15 protein-coding genes, 1 tRNA gene and 1 pseudogene are annotated in these 16,643 nt (G+C 63.1%); 9 read left to right on the top strand and 8 right to left on the bottom strand.

What is annotated here, in order from left to right:
- Positions 1–50: 50 nt before the first annotated feature.
- The 3 genes from ACFSNB_RS15300 to ACFSNB_RS15290 all read right to left on the bottom strand — a co-directional run bounded on the left by ACFSNB_RS15300 (position 51) and on the right by ACFSNB_RS15290 (position 2,773).
- A complete protein-coding gene (locus tag ACFSNB_RS15300) occupies positions 51–884 on the bottom strand; it encodes a flagellin (RefSeq protein ID WP_377318111.1) in 834 nt (277 codons plus the stop codon).
- Between the two features lie 334 nt (positions 885–1,218).
- Positions 1,219–2,052 carry a flagellin gene (locus ACFSNB_RS15295; protein ID WP_377318109.1) on the bottom strand — a complete coding sequence of 278 codons (834 nt, stop codon included), beginning with the start codon at positions 2,050–2,052 and terminating at the stop codon, positions 1,219–1,221.
- A gap of 109 nt (positions 2,053–2,161) precedes the next feature.
- Positions 2,162–2,773 (bottom strand): RNA polymerase sigma factor, encoded by a 612-nt coding sequence (locus ACFSNB_RS15290; RefSeq protein WP_377318107.1) that lies wholly within the window; start codon positions 2,771–2,773, stop codon positions 2,162–2,164.
- Between the two features lie 443 nt (positions 2,774–3,216).
- Between ACFSNB_RS15290 and ACFSNB_RS15285 the strand changes: the two genes are divergently transcribed.
- From ACFSNB_RS15285 to ACFSNB_RS15275, 3 genes are read left to right on the top strand one after another with little or no spacing between them, the layout of a single operon-like run.
- Positions 3,217–3,858 carry a helix-turn-helix domain-containing protein gene (locus tag ACFSNB_RS15285; RefSeq protein WP_377318105.1) on the top strand — a complete coding sequence of 214 codons (642 nt, stop codon included), beginning with the start codon at positions 3,217–3,219 and terminating at the stop codon, positions 3,856–3,858.
- Positions 3,855–4,715, top strand: coding sequence for a serine O-acetyltransferase (gene cysE, locus ACFSNB_RS15280; protein WP_377318103.1), 861 nt, complete (start codon positions 3,855–3,857; stop codon positions 4,713–4,715). The genes ACFSNB_RS15285 and cysE overlap by 4 nt, the downstream gene beginning before the upstream one ends.
- A 25-nt stretch (positions 4,716–4,740) precedes the next feature.
- Entirely contained in the window at positions 4,741–5,088 is a 348-nt protein-coding gene (locus ACFSNB_RS15275) for a DUF2325 domain-containing protein (protein ID WP_377318101.1), read from the top strand.
- Between the two features lie 64 nt (positions 5,089–5,152).
- Here the strand turns inward: ACFSNB_RS15275 and ACFSNB_RS15270 are convergent, their stop codons facing one another.
- A complete protein-coding gene (locus tag ACFSNB_RS15270; RefSeq protein ID WP_377318099.1) occupies positions 5,153–6,043 on the bottom strand; it encodes a hypothetical protein in 891 nt (296 codons plus the stop codon).
- A 360-nt stretch (positions 6,044–6,403) separates the two neighbouring features.
- Here ACFSNB_RS15270 and ACFSNB_RS15265 point away from each other — a divergent pair, with 360 nt between their 5' ends.
- From ACFSNB_RS15265 to ACFSNB_RS15250, 4 genes are all read left to right on the top strand, one after another.
- Entirely contained in the window at positions 6,404–7,345 is a 942-nt protein-coding gene (locus tag ACFSNB_RS15265) for a family 2A encapsulin nanocompartment shell protein (protein WP_377318097.1), read from the top strand.
- Positions 7,342–9,231: a family 2A encapsulin nanocompartment cargo protein cysteine desulfurase gene (locus ACFSNB_RS15260; RefSeq protein WP_377318095.1), complete on the top strand. Its 1,890-nt coding sequence runs from the start codon at positions 7,342–7,344 to the stop codon at positions 9,229–9,231. Before ACFSNB_RS15265 ends, ACFSNB_RS15260 begins: the two co-directional genes overlap by 4 nt.
- Positions 9,232–9,426: 195 nt before the next feature.
- Positions 9,427–9,502, top strand: a tRNA-Thr gene (locus tag ACFSNB_RS15255).
- A gap of 132 nt (positions 9,503–9,634) precedes the next feature.
- Positions 9,635–10,921, top strand: a complete 1,287-nt coding sequence (locus ACFSNB_RS15250) for a tyrosine-type recombinase/integrase (RefSeq protein ID WP_377318093.1) — start codon at positions 9,635–9,637, stop codon at positions 10,919–10,921.
- Between the two features lie 199 nt (positions 10,922–11,120).
- On the opposite strand, the gene ACFSNB_RS15245 is transcribed toward ACFSNB_RS15250, so the two are convergent.
- From ACFSNB_RS15245 to ACFSNB_RS15235, 3 genes are all read right to left on the bottom strand, one after another.
- Complete coding sequence (locus ACFSNB_RS15245; RefSeq protein WP_377318091.1) at positions 11,121–11,561, bottom strand: hypothetical protein; 441 nt, start codon at positions 11,559–11,561, stop codon at positions 11,121–11,123.
- Between the two features lie 325 nt (positions 11,562–11,886).
- A complete protein-coding gene (locus ACFSNB_RS15240; protein WP_377318089.1) occupies positions 11,887–12,453 on the bottom strand; it encodes a tyrosine-type recombinase/integrase in 567 nt (188 codons plus the stop codon).
- 129 nt (positions 12,454–12,582) lie between these two features.
- Positions 12,583–12,804, bottom strand: coding sequence for a hypothetical protein (locus ACFSNB_RS15235; protein ID WP_377318087.1), 222 nt, complete (start codon positions 12,802–12,804; stop codon positions 12,583–12,585).
- Positions 12,805–13,055: 251 nt separating this feature from the next.
- Here ACFSNB_RS15235 and ACFSNB_RS15230 point away from each other — a divergent pair, with 251 nt between their 5' ends.
- Together ACFSNB_RS15230 and ACFSNB_RS15225 are read left to right on the top strand one after the other, a co-directional pair.
- Positions 13,056–13,841, top strand: a complete 786-nt coding sequence (locus tag ACFSNB_RS15230; RefSeq protein ID WP_377318085.1) for a hypothetical protein — start codon at positions 13,056–13,058, stop codon at positions 13,839–13,841.
- A complete protein-coding gene (locus ACFSNB_RS15225; RefSeq protein ID WP_377318083.1) occupies positions 13,838–15,814 on the top strand; it encodes a patatin-like phospholipase family protein in 1,977 nt (658 codons plus the stop codon). The genes ACFSNB_RS15230 and ACFSNB_RS15225 overlap by 4 nt, the downstream gene beginning before the upstream one ends.
- A 720-nt stretch (positions 15,815–16,534) precedes the next feature.
- Here the strand turns inward: ACFSNB_RS15225 and ACFSNB_RS15220 are convergent.
- Positions 16,535–16,643 (bottom strand): annotated as a pseudogene (locus tag ACFSNB_RS15220) (IS5/IS1182 family transposase); the annotation flags it as partial.

Genomic DNA, 16,643 nt, shown 5'->3' with positions numbered 1-16,643 from the left:
CGCGACGCCGCCGGCTTGTGGGCCGGCGGCGCCTGATTAAAGAAGACTGCTTAGCTCTTGAGGAGGCTGAGCAGGTTCTGCGGCAGCTGGTTCGCCTGAGTCAGCGCGGCGATGGCCGCCTGAGTCTTGACGTCCTGCGACGAGAGCTTGGACTTCTGGTCCGCCACGTCGGCGTCCATGATCACCGACTGCGCCGCAGACAGGTTTTCGTTCGAGGTCGCGATCGCCTGCGACTGGAACTCGAACCGGGACTCGGTGGCACCCACCGACGCCCGCATCTGCGAGATGGTGGAAATGGCCGAATCGAGGGCGCTGATCGCCGACACCGCCGCGGTGGTGGTGGAACCGCCGACGGAGATGCTGTTGACGCCCAGGGTGGAGGCCGAAGCCGAGGAGATCTGAATCGAAATCGTATCGCTGGTGCTGGTGCCGACCATGAAGTTCACGGCCGACGCGAACGCCGGGGTGCCATTGAGCAGCGACTGGTTGTTGTACCGGGTCGCCGACGCGATGGTGTCGATTTCGCTCTGGAGCTGAGTGAATTCCGAGGCGATGTAGCTGCGCTCGGTCGCGGTAACGGTACCGGAATCCGCCTGGACGGCCAGGGCCTTCATGCGCTGCAGGATGTCGCCGATACGGGCCAGACCGCCGTCGGCGATCTGCAGGATCGACTGCGCCTGGGAGGCGTTGGTCGCGGCCGCGCCGAGCGAGGTGACATCCGACTTGATCCGGCTGCCGATGGCGAGGCCGGCCGCGTCATCCGAAGCTCTGACGATGCGGGAGCCCGAGGCCAGCTTCGACAGGGTGCTCGATTCCTGCGAGGAGTTCAGGTTCAGGTAGCGCAGCGCGGTATTGGAGGCGGTATTGGTCGCAATGACGGGCATGGAAGTGTCTCCTTCTGATCCTTGATACCCCGGCATTCCCCGGGGCCGGCCTCGTTCGGAAGGCCTTACGACATTCTAACGGAGTTCGCGGGAAAAACAGGCGAAAAAAATTCAACCCAGGGCCTGCAAATGTCGAAATTCCTCCCAGGCCCCACGGCCCCGGCCGCGCCGCCTCGGCAGGCGTTCGACCGCGCTGACGGTGGCGCCGGGGATCCGGGCGATCTCGCCATTGCCGGAACGGTTGCGACACGCCGCGGCCGGCGGCAGCCTCCCGCGCCGGAAAGCACGACGCCGCCGGCTGGTGGGCCGGCGGCGCCTGCTTAAAGAAGACTGCTTAGCTCTTGAGGAGGCTGAGCAGGTTCTGCGGCAGCTGGTTCGCCTGAGTCAGCGCGGCGATGGCCGCCTGGGTCTTGACGTCCTGCGAGGAGAGCTTGGACTTCTCTTCCGCCACGTCGGCGTCCATGATCACCGACTGCGCCGCGGACAGGTTTTCGTTCGAGGTCGCGATCGCCTGCGACTGGAACTCGAACCGGGACTCGGTGGCACCCACCGACGCCCGCATCTGCGAGATGGTGGAAATGGCCGAATCGAGGGCGCTGATCGCCGACACCGCCGCCGTGGTGGTGGAACCGCCGACGGAGATGCTGTTGACGCCCAGGGTGGAGGCCGAAGCCGAGGAGATCTGAATCGAAATCGTATCGCTGGTGCTGGTGCCGACCATGAAGTTCACGGCCGACGAGAACGCCGGGGTGCCATTGAGCAGCGACTGGTTGTTGTACCGGGTCGCCGACGCGATGGTGTCGATTTCGCTCTGGAGCTGGGTGAATTCCGAGGCGATGTAGCTGCGCTCGGTCGCGGTAACGGTACCGGAATCCGCCTGGACGGCCAGGGCCTTCATGCGCTGCAGGATGTCGCCGATACGGGCCAGACCGCCGTCGGCGATCTGCAGGATCGACTGCGCCTGGGAGGCGTTGGTCGCGGCCGCGCCGAGCGAGGTGACATCCGACTTGATCCGGGTGCCGATGGCGAGGCCGGCCGCGTCATCCGAAGCCCTGACGATGCGGGAGCCCGAGGCCAGCTTCGACAGGGTGCTCGATTCCTGCGCGGAATTGAGGTTCAGGTAGCGCAGCGCGGTATTGGAGGCGGTATTGGTCGCAATGACGGGCATGGAAGTGTCTCCTTCTGATCCTTGATCCCCGGCAAACGCCGGGACCGGCCTCGTTCGGAAGGCCTCGCATCATTCTAACGGAGTTCGCGGCACAAGCAGGCGAAAAAATTCACCCTTGGGCCAGCAAATGTCGAAATTCCCCCTCCGAGCCCCGCAGCGCCTGCCGCAGCCCCTGACGGCCGCGCTTCAGCAGGCTCTCGACCGCGCTGACGGTGGTGCCGAGGATCTGGGCGATCTCGCCATTGCCGAGGTCGTCGTAATAAGCCAGCGTCACCGCCGCCCGCTGCTGCGCCGGCAGCCGGCTGATCGCCCGCTCCAGCCGGCTGTAGACCTCGCGCCGGTGCAGGGTCTCGACCGCGTCGGGCTTGTCCTCGGCCGGTTCGGGCACGTCGTCGATGTTGGCGTTCGACGGCAGCCGGGTCAGGTCGATGCAGCGGTTGACCACCACCCGGTACAGCCAGGTGCTGAACTGGGCCCGGCCCGGCTCCCACGCATGGCGGTGGGTCCAGGCCTTGACCATCGAATCCTGGGCGACGTCCTCGGCGTCGGCGACGTTGCGCAGCATCCTGAGCGCCAGCGCGTAGGCGCGGTCGACATGGCGCTCGACCAGCACCCGATAGGCGGCGGCGTCGTCCGCCTTCATCCGGGCCAGCAGGGCGTCGTCGTCCAGCGACCCGACCGGGACGGCGGCCGGGTCCGCCACGCTTTTGCCTTCCGCCATTACCGCCATCCGCCTGCCTTGACCATCAGAACCGGCATCCCCCGTCGCGCGCACATCTCGTCTTATGGCTTACACGCGGCGCGGCCACGGTCCAGGCGCTGTGCGGCGTCTGTTTTTCAAGGAGTTAAGCAGAAGGTTGTTGCCGCCCGCCCGGGCAGGCCCGGCCCAGCGACCCTTTTATTTTAGCCGGGGGGACGCGCGAAAGCCAGCGAAGCGGGCGGCGCCGCCCCGGCGTCAACGCTATAAATCTAGTCATTTTATAGATTGACACGTGATACCCCCCGCCCCTACCTTGTGGTGCGAGGGAGCCTTTCAGCCGCACGGCTTGCGGGCGCCCGAGGCAGTCAACCGCCACGGCTGGGCCGCCCAGCCCGTCGGCGGCGGCGGTGCCCGGCCTGCGCCGCCGGGAGCCGGCCGCGCAGCAACCGGACGGACCCTCCGCGATGGCAGTCGTTTTTCCTCATCCCGCGCCGTCTCTCGCCACCGCCCCGGACGCACCGGAAACGCCGGAGGTCCCGAACGGCGACATTTCCCTGCTGGTCGGCGGCAATCTGCGCCGGCTGCGCACCCGCAACGGCCTGTCGCTCGAACGGCTGTCGCGCGCCTCCGGGGTCAGCCGGGCGATGCTGTCGCAGATCGAATTGGGCCGCTCGGTGCCGAGCGTGGCGGTGCTGTGGAAGATCTCGCGCGCGCTGCGGGTGCCGCTGTCGGCCTTCACCGCCCAGATCAGCGGGGCCGAGGTCACCGTGCTGCGGGCCCACCGGGCCAAGCTGCTGTCCTCGCGCAACGGCCGCTTTTCGTCGCGGGCGCTGTTCCCCTTCGCCGGGCCGCGCCGGACCGAATTCTACGAGATGCGGCTGGCCGCCGGCACGGTCGAGGAGGCCGAGGCCCACCCGCCCGGCACGATCGAGAATCTGGTGCTGGCCCAGGGCCGGCTCGACATCGGCCTCGACGGCGCCCTTTACCGGCTGGAGGACGGCGACGCGGTCCATTTCGTCGCCGACCGGCCGCATTCCTACCGCAATGGCGGCCCGATCGAGGCGCTGTTCTATCTGGTGATGATCTACCCGGACTACGCCGAATGACCGAAGCCAGCAAGGTACGCGGCCTGCCCACGCCGCTCGATCCCCTCCCCGCCGCCGACGACCTGCTGTGGCGGCGCCTGCGGCACGAGGCCGCCGACGCCTTCCACCGCGCGCCGATGCTGGCCGGACTGTTCGTCGCCTCGATCCTCGAACATGATTCGCTGGAGGAGGCGGCGTTCCATCGCATTTCCGCCCGGCTCGGCAACGAGCTGGTGCCGCGCGAGCTGCTGGCCGCCACCTTCCGCCGCGCCGCCGCCGCCGAGCCCGAGATCGGGCTCGGCCTGCGCGCCGACATCGCCGCCGTGCTCGACCGCGACCCCGCCTGCGACCGGCTGATCGAGCCGTTCCTTTATTTCAAGGGATTCCACGCGATCCAGACCCACCGGCTGGCGCACTGGCTGTGGCGGCGGGGCGAGCGCGACTTCGCCCTCTACCTGCAAAGCCGCTCGTCCGACATGTTCCAGACCGACATCCACCCCGCCGCCCGCTTCGGGCGCGGCATCTTCCTCGATCACGCCACCGGGCTGGTGGTGGGCGAGACCGCCGAGGTCGAGGACGACGTCTCGCTGTTGCAGAACGTCACCCTGGGCGGCACCGGCAAGGATTCGGGCGACCGCCACCCCAAGGTGCGGCGGGGGGTGATGATCGGGGCCGGGGCCAAGATCCTCGGCAACATCGAGATCGGCGCCTTTTCCCGCATCGCCGCCGGCTCGGTGGTGCTGCGCCCGGTCGAGCCCCATTCGACCGTCGCCGGCATCCCGGCCAAGGTGATCCGCGCCAACCCGGCCGGCGAGTCCCGTCCGCCCGGCGAGCTGCTCGGCGCGCTGGCCTATGAATCCTTCGATTATTCGATCTGAACCCGTGCCCGCAAGGAGACCCGCGATGACCAACGATCAGGCTTCCGCCCTCGATCTGTCCGGCCGGCTGATCCTTTATGTCGGCGGCCGCCACCAGCATGTCAGCCACCTGCGCCGGATCGTCGAAGCCCACAACGGCGCCTTCGTCCACCATGACGGCGGGGTCGAGCAGAGCCTGTCCAAGCTCGACGCCCAGCTCGAACGCGCCGACGCGGTGCTGTTCCCGGTCGGCTGCGTCAGCCACGCCGCCCAGGACCGGGTCAAGTCGCTGTGCCGACGTCTCGACAAGCCGTTCCGGCCGTTGCGCAGTACCGGCATCGCCTCGATCGTCGCCGCGCTCGATTCGGTCGCCCCGGCCCGGCCGGCGGTCTGAGGCGGGGCGGCCGCCGCCCCGCGCCCCGCTCGGGGAGCCCGGCTCCCCGAACCCCTCCGTTATTTCAGATCAGTTGCCAGGTGGAGACGGTGTACGTGGTCAGTGCCGAGGCGGTCGCGTCGGACTCTGGAACAGGATAGTGCTGAATCAGGAAATATTCTCCAGTAACTTTATCCTTTATGAAATTATAGAAAACATATTCCGTTGACGATCCGTCTTTGTTTGCCTGGCTGTAATTAAAGCCTGTCGTCCATCCCGTGAATTTTATATAAAATTGGCGGCCGGGAGATTGGCTGGCGGGTTTCGCAGCGCAAAAAGTAGCCCCTGGATCAATGAGTTTCAGCCGCTTGACGCCTTCCTTGATCGAAAAAAGCTGCCAGTTGTCGGTTGAAAATTGCGAAGACGTCTTGTTGTAGGGGACGATATCCCCATTCCAGTTCGTCATGTCTGATTCGTATGACTTTTTTGTGCCGACAATCTTGGCGCCCTTGACTGTCCGGCCCAGGACGTTGTCCGGGCTGTGCCAGGCGCTATGCTTTTCGACCGAATGGTATCCAGGATGCGCGTCTTCATAACCCTGTGCCTGATGGGATCGATAATAATCGAACGCATACGGCAAGGCTCCCCCCACGAGTCCCCCGAATGTGGTCCCCACGATTTTCCCCAAGGTGCCGCCGATCGGCCCACCGATGAGACCGCCGCCAATGGCACCCATCGCACCGAAGGCGGCCGCCGCGCTTCTGAAATACCGGGACGGCTGGATGACCTCCGCCGGATTGCTCTGGCCTGAGGGCGGAGGATGCGACGGCGGGGGCGGGGCCGCCGTCTTCGCCTGCACCGGCGGGGAGCCGAATTTGGTCGGCGGTGGGGCATGGACGGATCGTTGCCCACCGTCTGGTTTGGCCTGAGCCGGTTGCGGTCCATATTTGGTCGGCGGCGGGGCGAAATTGCTCATGGGCGTATCCGTGGCCGGGATTTCCTCAGGCGTCACTGGCGGGCGTCCTGCTGCCATCGACGGGCAAACAAAACATGCGCCCCGCGCTCATTCCCGCCCCCCGAGAATGTCCTCCCCGCGTGCACCAGCATAGCAAAATGCAAAAAAAACGGGAACCAGGAATGACGCCGAGGCACGTTCCACGGAGGGGTCAACCCGGCCCTCCGCTGTCTCCGCCTCCGGCTCCACCATAGCGGAGGAAAGCGACGGCGCGTGCCCGTGGCGGTCTCGGCAGCGGCGGCGATTTGACAGAAACTGACTGTACAAAAGTTGTCCTGAATTTACGCCTTTCGACTTTTCGCAGCACGAGGAGACGCGTTCATGTCCGAGGACGTCGAGGTTCGCCGCACCCTGAACGAGCAGGCGGCGCGCCAGCTCGCCAACGCCACCAAGACCCGGGCGCAATGGTCGGGCATCACCCCGCGCTGGCTGGTGTCGTTCCTGCCCTGGACCCCGGTCGAGGCCGGCATCTATCGGCTCAACCGCGTCAAGGAAGCCGCCGCCGCCACCGCCGCCGACGTCAAGTGCAGCCCGCGCAGCGACACCGATCTGCCGGAAAGCTATGTCCCCTACGAGGAGCATCCGCGCGAATATTCGCTGAACGCGGTGACCTCGGTGCTCGACGTCCAGACCCGGGTGTCCGACCTTTATTCCCACCCGATCGACCAGATCCAGGAACAGCTCCGGCTGCTGATCGAGCGGGTCAAGGAGAAGCAGGAGACCGAGCTGCTCAACAACCCGGAATACGGGCTGCTCAACAACATCGCCGACAGCCAGCGGATCCGCCCGCTGAAGGGCGCGCCGACCCCGGACGATCTCGACGAGCTGATCACCAAGGTGTGGAAGGAACCGGCCTTCTTCCTCGCCCATCCCCGCGCCATCGCCGCCTTCGGCCGCGAATGCACCAAGCGCGGCGTGCCGCCGGCCACCGTCAATCTGTTCGGCAATCCGTTCATCACCTGGCGCGGCCTGCCGATCGTCCCCTCCGACAAGCTGCCGATCGACGAGGCCGGCAAGAGCAAGATCCTGCTGCTGCGCACCGGCGAGAAGAAGCAGGGCGTGGTCGGGCTGTTCCAGCCGGGGGTGCCGGGCGAGGTGGCGCCGTCGCTGTCGGTCCGCTTCATGGGGATCAATCGCAAGGCGATCGCGTCTTACCTGATCTCGCTCTATTGCTCGGCGGCGGTGCTGACCGACGACGCCATCGCGGTGCTGGACGGGGTCGAACTCGACCATTACTTCGATTACGACAAGAAATTCGCATGAGCGACTTTCTCCCCGACGCTCCCGTCGCGGGAGCCCCCGACCCGGCGCTGATCGCGAAGATGGCCAATGCCTTCTTCGCCGCCTTCCCGGGTCAAACCGTGCCCTCGATCGGGACGGCGGCCCCCGCCGCCCCCCTGGTCGAGACCGGGCCGACCGGCGGCTTCGTGCCGCCGGGGACGCCGACCGCGCCCGAAATCGGTTTCCTCACCACCGTGCCGGCGGTGCCGGGCCTCGGCCCGCTCGCCGCCGCGCCCAAACCGCCGCCGGTCAACCCCACCGCCGTCCCGCCGGCGACCCCGCCGGGCGATGGCGACCTGCGCAACGCCCCGGCCCTGCTCGGGCCGGTGCTGGCGCTGGTGCCGCCCGAACATGCCGGCGGCCCGGCCGCGCCCGACGGCACCGCCGACCTGTCCGCCGCCCAGGTGCCGCCGATCGAGCCGCCGTCCGGCATCGCCGTGCCGCCGACGCCGGACACCACCGCCGCTCCGGCGGCCCCGGCGGCCCCGGCGACGGTTCCGGCCGCCCCGGCCGCCGCGCCGCCGAGCGGTGGGTATTACTTCCTCGACGGGGTGGACGGAATCGGCCCCGCCCCGGCCCTGCCCACGCGCGACGCGGTGCCGCCGCTCGGGACCGCCCCGGCCCCGGTCAGCGGGGTACGCCCGTTCGACGCCGCCTCGATCCGGCGCGACTTCCCGATTCTGGAAGAGCGGATCCACGGCCGGCGGCTGATCTGGCTCGATAATGGCGCCACCACCCAGAAGCCGCGCGCGGTGATCGAGCGGCTGGCCCATTATTATCAGCACGAGAATTCCAACATCCACCGCGCCGCCCATACCCTGGCGGCGCGCTCGACCGACGCCTACGAGGCGGCGCGCGAGAAGGTGCGGCGCTTCCTCAATGCCGGCGCGGTCGAGGAGATCGTGTTCGTGCGCGGCGCCACCGAGGCGATCAATCTGGTGGCGCAGGCCTGGGGCGGCCGCTTCCTCGGCCCGGGCGACGAAGTGATCGTCACCTGGCTCGAACACCACGCCAACATCGTTCCCTGGCAGCAGATCTGCGCCCGCACCGGGGCGCGGCTGAAGGTCGCCCCGGTCGATGACCACGGCGACGTGATCCTGGAGGAATACGAGCGGCTGTTCACCGACCGCACCAAACTGGCCGCCTTCACCCAGGTGTCGAACGCGCTGGGGACGGTGACTCCGGCGGCGGCGCTGGTCGAGATCGCCCACCGCCACGGCGCGCTGGCCCTGGTCGATGGCGCCCAGTCGGTGTCGCACATGCCGACCGACGTCCAGGCGCTCGGCTGCGATTTCTTCGTGCTGTCGGGCCACAAGATGTTCGCCCCGACCGGGATCGGGGTGCTGTACGGCCGCAAGGATGTGCTGGAAACCCTGCCGCCGTGGCAGGGCGGCGGCAACATGATCGCCGACGTCACCTTCGAGAAGACCCTGTACCAGCCGGCCCCGGCCCGGTTCGAGGCCGGCACCGGCAGCATCGCCGACGCGGTCGGCCTGGGGGCGGCGATCGATTATCTCGACGGGATCGGGATGGCCAACATCGCCGCCTGGGAACACACCCTGATCGAGCATGCCCTGGCCGGTCTCGCCACCGTGCCCGGACTGCGGATCATCGGCCGCCCGACCCAGCGGGCCGGGGTGGTGTCGTTCGTGCTGGAGTCCTGCCCGCCCGAGGCGGTGGGCAAGGCGCTCGACCAGGAAGGGATCGCGGTGCGGTCCGGCCACCATTGCGCCCAGCCGATCCTGCGCCGGTTCGGCCTGGAGGCGACGGTGCGGCCGAGCTTCGCCCTCTACAACACGCTGGAGGACATCGACGCCCTGGTCGCGGCGTTGCACCGCCTCACCGCCGGACGCGGCACCGGGGGATGATGTGGGCTCCGCCCACGCCCGCCAAGGGCCGCAAGGCCCTTGGAACCCTTCGATGGTCGGGTGTGGCAAGGACAAGGGCATGGGATCCAAGGGCCTTGCGGCCCTTGGCGGGTGCGGGCGGAGCCCGCGTCTTTCTTCCGGCGGGCGGACGCTTGCTTTTCCCGACCCGCCCCGGTATGGTTCCGCCAAATTCCTGCCGGCGTAGCTCAGTTGGTAGAGCAGCGCATTCGTAATGCGCGGGTCGGGAGTTCAAGTCTCTTCGCCGGCACCATTTTCCTTAGCGTTTTCAACGCACTCATCGGGTCCCTTCTTCGCGGAAGGGGCCCGATTTGCATTTAACAGTCTATTAACATAAACTATGCGTGGAGCTTGCGGAAAAGCCACAACTAGAGGGCTGCAATCGATGGCACGCGCGAAGCAGACCGAGTATGCGTATTTCGATGACGGAGACATTGCGCTCTACCACCGCCCCGGAACGAAAGCTTACCAAGCGCGGATAAAGCTGGAGGGCGGCAAATCCCTCGTCCGCAGCACCGGCACGGAGAATTTGCAGGAGGCGCTGAAATGGGCGCGCAGGGAAAAGATCGCCAACGAAACCAAGATCGAGCTTGGCCTTGATCCGACCGGGCGAACTTTCAAATATGTCGCGGAACGCTGGCTTGGCAGCCTGGACGCGAAGAAAGAACGGCAGGTCCGGGACTACACCCGCATCGTCACCCGCTACCTCATTCCTTATTTCGGTGCGATGAAGATCACGCAGATCACCCAGCGGGCGATCAGCGAGTATGAGGATTGGCGCAAGGCGTATTGGCTGACAGGACCGGGCGCGCAGGAAAGTCAGGAAACCATCGAGCGCGCCGACGGCATAACCTACACGCGGAAGAAAACCTTTGGCGCGCGTGGCAAGGCCGACGCGGAAGACACGGTGCTGCGGCAGATTTTCAAATACGCCATTTCACAGGACATGCTGGAAGGCTCCCGCATGCCGATGATTGGCGGCAAGGCCAACGGCAAGACGAAATTCAAGGGACACGCCCGCCCGGCCTTCACGCGGGACCAGGCCGAACGGATTTTGCAGCACTGCATGGATATGGCCTTGCCGGAAGGCAACGACCTGAAAGTGCCTGATCCCGACCGCATGGTGTTTGCCGCGTGGGTGCACATCATGCTGGGAACGGGAATACGGCCCGGCAAGGAATGTCAGCAAATCCTGTGGAAGCACTTTCGCAACGAAACCGTCAATGGCGAAGACCACACCTTCCTCACAATCATGAAGGACACGAAAACCGGCGAGAGAACGGTTTGGTGTGATCCCTTCGTGTGGCGCTTTCTCGTGACCTTCCGCATCTACAGCGACTTCAAGGGCGACAACGATTTCGTCCTGGCCGATCAGAAGACGGGAAAGGCCGTGCTGGACTTCAAGCGGCAATTCGCAACGATGATGGCCGCGCTCGACATGGAAGTCGACGATCACGGAAACCCCTATGTCCCCTACAGCTTCCGCCACACTTGGGCCACCTTGAAGCTCAACGAGGGGATGAACGAGCGGCTGGTGGCGCTCAACATGGGCACATCGCCCGAAATGATCCACAAGCACTATGGCAAGGACGACACGATCAGCCGGGCCGGTGAGTTCAAATCCCCGCTGGATTTCTTCGCGTTCAAGCCCGCGTGGCTTGAGACGGAATGACGGGCGCAGGGGAAATCAGCCTATGGCGCGCGGCCAGCGCGATTTTCCATCACGCGCATCCCAGTTGCGCGTTGGGCCATTAAAGCGTCCGGGGCGCTCGGGCGCTGCGGCAGCGTCGGTTTAACCGACAGGGCCAGTCGTGTAACACGATTGGCCACTCAGAGAAACAGCCCCGCAAGATCGTCGGGGCTGTCTGAGATCAGGGCGTGAGTTTCTTGCCGTAACGGCCCCTGGCCGCTGCAAGCTGTTTGTCCAGTTCACCCGCCAGCACCGCGTCACGGATCAGCGTCAAGGTGGGAACGAGATTTTCGGCTGTGCCGACCTGGACCGTGGACAGCTTGGGCTTCAGTTCCAGCCGCTTGTTGCCGTAGCGGATTTCCACCAAATACCCGCCCTTCTCGTCGCGCCAATACCAGGGACGGAAGCGCACCGGCAGGTCCTTGAGGATTTTCGTTCCCGTCTCCGCGTCCTGCACCCAGCTTTGCCGCCGCCGCTGGAACAGTTCACCCTTCAGCATCGCTTCGGCCGCTTCGATCTGCCGGTTCAGCGCATCAACCATCTTGGCCCGCATGGCCGCTTCCGGGGTATTGGCGCTGGTCCGCTCGACCGCCACCAGCTTCAGCTTCTCCAAGTTTCCCATTTCCGTCTCCATGACAACCATATGGAGAATGTTAGTGTCGATGGAGATAGATCGCTACCTGTGGTTGGTTAGGCCGTCGAACATACTTCAAGTATGTTGGCCCCCGGTCCGATCACTTACTTGAAAGTAACATTGGGGCGAAAGCGCGGAGGCAGGCGGACGCTTTGGCGCTCTCCAGGACCGGGAACATACATCATGTATGTTCGGGACTGTCTGGCGAGTGGCCGACAGCCCCTCGGGCCGGACCTGCAAACGCTTGGCAAGAAATGAAAATTTCGAGTTCACATACATCAAGTATGTGAGAAGGGCCATTGAACGGAGTGAGTTACAGCCCCTCGACCGCCGCCCGCATCATGTGGTCGTTGACCTCGATATAGCGCTGGGTGGTGCTGAGGTTGCGGTGTCCGGCCAAGGTCATGATAACCTTCGGTGACACGCCCGAGTGGGCCAGCCGGGTGATAAACCAGCGCCGCCCTGAATGGCTACTCGCTCCGTCGATCCCCGCATCCTTGTAAATGCGGCCGAAAAGCTGGCACAGGGTGTTGGGCGAGAATGCCGTGTCCTTCTGCGTCATCAGGAACGGCCTCCCGCGATCGCCATTCGTGTAACACGATTGGTAACGCTCGAATTCCCGGCGCAGCTTGCCGTTCACGAACACCGTCCGCGCCTCGGCCGTCTTGGTGGTTTCCGCCCGCAGGGTAATTTGGTCCCGAATGCGTCCTTCCCCATCCAGCACATCGCCGATGGTCAGGGCCGCGATTTCACCGACGCGCATTCCGGCATAGAAGCTGAGCATCACGGCCATGCGGTTGCGGGCTGCGTGGCGCTGGGAGGCGACGAGGGCGAGAACGCGCTTCAGTTCCGCCTCGCTGAGCACCTTGGCCTGTTTCATCTCGAAACCTCATATAATAAGTCCCTGCACGGAAATTATTATATTGCCGGTCGATGTGTGGCCGCATCCGAAGAAATCCGCCTTATGGAATAAGCGGTTAGCGTGAAATATAAGGAAACATAAATTTTCTTACATTTCGGCCTGGGCGCCTTTACGCGCCTGTGCCAGCAGTTCGCCCTGGCGTTTGCGCGCTGTCTCGTTCGCCTTGGAGACCTGTTCACGCTTCTTCTGAAGTGTGGCCGCCTGTTTCATCCGCTTGGCCTGATCGGCCTTCGTGTCCGCCTGCCGCTTCAGGCTGTCGCTGTATGGTGTGGCCGTGGCCTCTTCGGCCATGAATTCTCGAAATCGCATTTGGTCGCTCCTGCTGGTCCGTGTCAGCAGGTATTTATCTGTGCGCTGAATGGTGGCATTGTCTCCCCGTGGATGCGGCTATGACGGCTTTGCGCCCATTTTTGCCATTTATAGCAACGTGCTGCGATCCCAGAAGCGGACGCTCCTCCACGCAGAACTTGGATGATCGCTGAGACAGATTATGATAAAAATTCCGTGCATAGGCTTGATGACGTCGATCGGATCATATCGTCCAGCACGGAGTACAAAGGTTGAGCCGGGGGGGCGCGTTCGAGAGCATAGAAATACTGAGCGTCGCTGGCACACAGCGATCACCCACTCTGCTCAAGGACACACCGCACGTAACCACCGCCAACGATGCCTTTCGCTCGGTTCTTGAGAAGAGCGACCGTCTCTCCAGCGCGCTCGCGAACCTGGAAAGCGCGAAGGCGCAGTATTGTGTTTTCGGAGGATGGTTGAGGGACACGCTCGCTCCCCACACTCAGGCATCACCTCCTCCTAGAGACGTCGATCTCGTCGTTGCGGATGTTGATATAGCAGCTTTGGTCGATCTACTACCCTCGGACGTGCGCCCCACGATTTTTGGCGGTATTCAGAGCTCTGCGCCACCAGTCCCATTTGATATCTGGCCACTGCACGAGACGTTTCTCATTCGGACCCTGAAGTTGCCAACCTCGTTTGTTAGCCTACTCCAGACTACCGATTTCGACATCAACGCCGCCCTCTACTTCCCAGCACAAGGTGGTCGCGCGCCGAGAATTCTCGAAGCAGGAATGTTGTCAGCGCTTATAGCTAAGCAGATTTCATTTAACGCTAGCCACCTGCCATTTCCAGTGTTGCAATGCGCTCGCCTTGCCGCTTATGCAGCAAAATTGGAATTTAGCTTTTCCCCGCCAGTACTCGACTTCATGCGGATGATACTGGCAAGTTCAAATCATCTAAAAGAAGTCGTTGCTGGCCTCGAGCGTTATCACAAGGGGCCAATGGCCGAGAAGGCAATTGATATTGTCACCTCTATCGTTGAGGGCAGGATTTGAAGACTTTCTATTTTTCGAATTGCATGGCTGCTTTTGAAGGCGGAGGGGTAAGAGGCGCCGCCTATGCCGGTGCTTACGAAGCCGCAATTGAAGCAGGAGTGTGTTTCAGTCGCGTGGCGGGCAGCTCTGCCGGCTCGGTGGTAGCCGCATTTGTCGCGGCTGGCGCATCGCCTGCTTCGATTAAACGGCGAATGCTTGAGACGGAGTTTGCAGCTTTCAAGGCTCCCGCACGAGTTGAAGCCGCGCCGTTCAAGAAGAGTGGATTGCCCAAGTTCGCCGGCTTCGCCCGTATGTTCAGTGGCAAATGGATGAACGCGATCGAGGCCGGTGGCATGTTCAGCACGTCGGCGCTCCACGCCTGGGTGGAAAATAACTTGCGGGGGGTGTTCGCCGAGCAGGGGCGGCCGGTACCCGACCGACCGATCCACTTCAAGGACCTCCCGTTGCCTCTCCACATCGTCGCCGCGGATGTATCCCAGAAGGAACCAAAAGTTTGGAGCCGCGAGACCACACCAGACGAATCAGTCGCGCTGGCGGTGCAAGCTTCCTGCGCGATACCGGTCTACTTCCAACCCGTAACGTCGGGCACCTCGGTGCTCGTCGACGGTGGCGCCGTCAGCAACCTCCCCACCCACGTCTTCCCTGCGAACCGCGGGCACCCGGGCAGATTCTCCGATAAGACGCTTGCATTCAGATTACGAAGTGCGACTTCGCCGCGAGCGTCGCAGTTCGAAGACGCTCGGGCATATGCGCTCGGCATGGCGGATACAATGGTCACCTCCGCTACGCACATTCAGCAATCGCTCCAAGATGGAGTGTATTCAGTCGAAATCGAGACCGGTGACATTCTGGCGACCGATTTTGATCGGATGACGCGAGAGGTTCAGGAAAACTTGTACGACAATGGTTTTCAGGCTATGCGAACGTTCGTCGCTAGAGAGCGGGAGTTCGTCGGCCGACACCGTGTTGCATCACAATTCGATGGCTTCGACGAGCGCTTGCTCGGATACGTCCACTGCTTTATCGAAGCGCGGTCTACGATCTGGATTTCTGATTCTTCGACCTACTGGCTCTGGTTTATCTTTCCAGCCCTAGCATCAGCGATAAGGCGCGGCGTGAAAGTTCGCATGGTTGCCGGACCGGTTAGCCTGAATGCTCGCGAGGAAGAACGGCGCCGAAACCTGCTCAGAGCGATGGGGTGTGACGTCCAAGAGCGCTCCATCAGCTTTACAGGGATATTGGTGGACTTTCCTAGTGACGCTGCGACCGCGGTAGTCAGTTCTGAGCGCGGAGCCGTCGGCAACGACTTCCACTACGACGCCGAGAAGATAAAAATCTATACCAGCGACGATGATCTTCCTGTCATCAACAGTCTCGGTGTGAGTTTTGTCGAACAGTTCGACGAAACGAGGTCCGCCCTCCCCGAGGCGGCAGCAATATCAATCGAGCCCATGTGCTCCGATGAGCTCTTTGCCGCGCTCAAGACCGTCCGGCACTACGAGCAAGCGAGGTTCGACATACAGGAACTTGCACTCGATACATCGTTGCGCGTATGCCAGACGCGGGTGAAGGAATTCAAGCTTCTACAGGTCGCAAAGTTGGTGGAAGAATTATCGAGCACTGGTCTTGAGTTGTTCGCACCGTGCCGATATCGACTTCCAGACCGTTCGACGAGCATCATCACCCCGCCAGTCGTCGAAATAACACCGCAAGGGCCGGTGATGATCGAGGGACACACGCGTGCATTCTATGCAGCGCGGCAGGGCCGCAGTCACTTGAAGGTCGTAATGGTCGATAGAGTCCGTGCCGCGCTGCCAGTTGAGCCGCGCCCATTTCACGACCTCACAATCGCGCAGGAGACGATTGAGGTATCCACGAATATGCCAGGCTTCCAAAAGGCATTGATGCGGAATATCGAAGAGGCACTCCACGCTGAGAGCGTGCGTCTTTTGTGTAAGGGAACTCCCCCCTGAGATCTTATTGACGGACCACTCTTGCGGTAAACTTCCCTAACAGCTGCCAGTCCGCTTCCGGCCCATCCCCACCCAATCCCCTGTCGGTTTTCCCGACAGAAATGGCGGTTCCCGCGTTGACCATTCGTGTAACACGATCCGATCTGACCGGATGAGGCGCGTCCACCGCCTCTCGTGTTCGGTCCTTCCTGTATCCCAGGGCCATATCCGTTCATTGTCCGGTCTGTTGAAAACCTATCCAAGAAACTCTTCAAGAGCCCTTCGAGCCGTGTTGTTGGTGACTTCTCTTTGGCCTAATGGATCTCTGTGATCGCTGGCGATCTCTTGATCGATTTCGCCAATCTCTTTGATTGGCTATTTGAGATGATTTACAATATGGCGTTGCCAAGAAGCCACATTTCTCCCCCCCCACTGCCAAACTACCGGAGAACACCTATGATGTCCTGGCCGGTGAACTTCCCTGTGGAAGCGCCTGACAGTGGGGGAGAGAAGACGTTACCCGTCGCCGTGTTAATTCGCTTCAGTTAAGGCGACACCCGAATTCCTTACCTGTAGAAGCGTCCCTCCTGAGCCTTACGCCCAATGCGGTTATGCGATTGCAAGCGACTACGGTGACGCTTAACACTTGCGTCTGCGCCAAGTCCTATATCGAAGGCTTAATCCGTCGTGCGTTCCGCACTCTCGCGCACAGACCGTAGTCTTAGAGCCCGACTCGAAACTCTATGAATTGAAACAATACCTTGCGAGACGCCTGGTTGTGAGGCGGATATGGGCGACGTTGATCCATGCTTCGGCGGAGGCGATGGATTTTTCCCAGTCCTTGGCCAAT

The sequence above is a fragment of the Phaeospirillum tilakii genome, assembly GCF_042683125.1.
In the GTDB taxonomy this organism is placed as follows: Bacteria; Pseudomonadota; Alphaproteobacteria; order Rhodospirillales; family Magnetospirillaceae; genus Phaeospirillum; species Phaeospirillum tilakii.
This window is presented reverse-complemented; position numbering and strand designations above follow the sequence as displayed.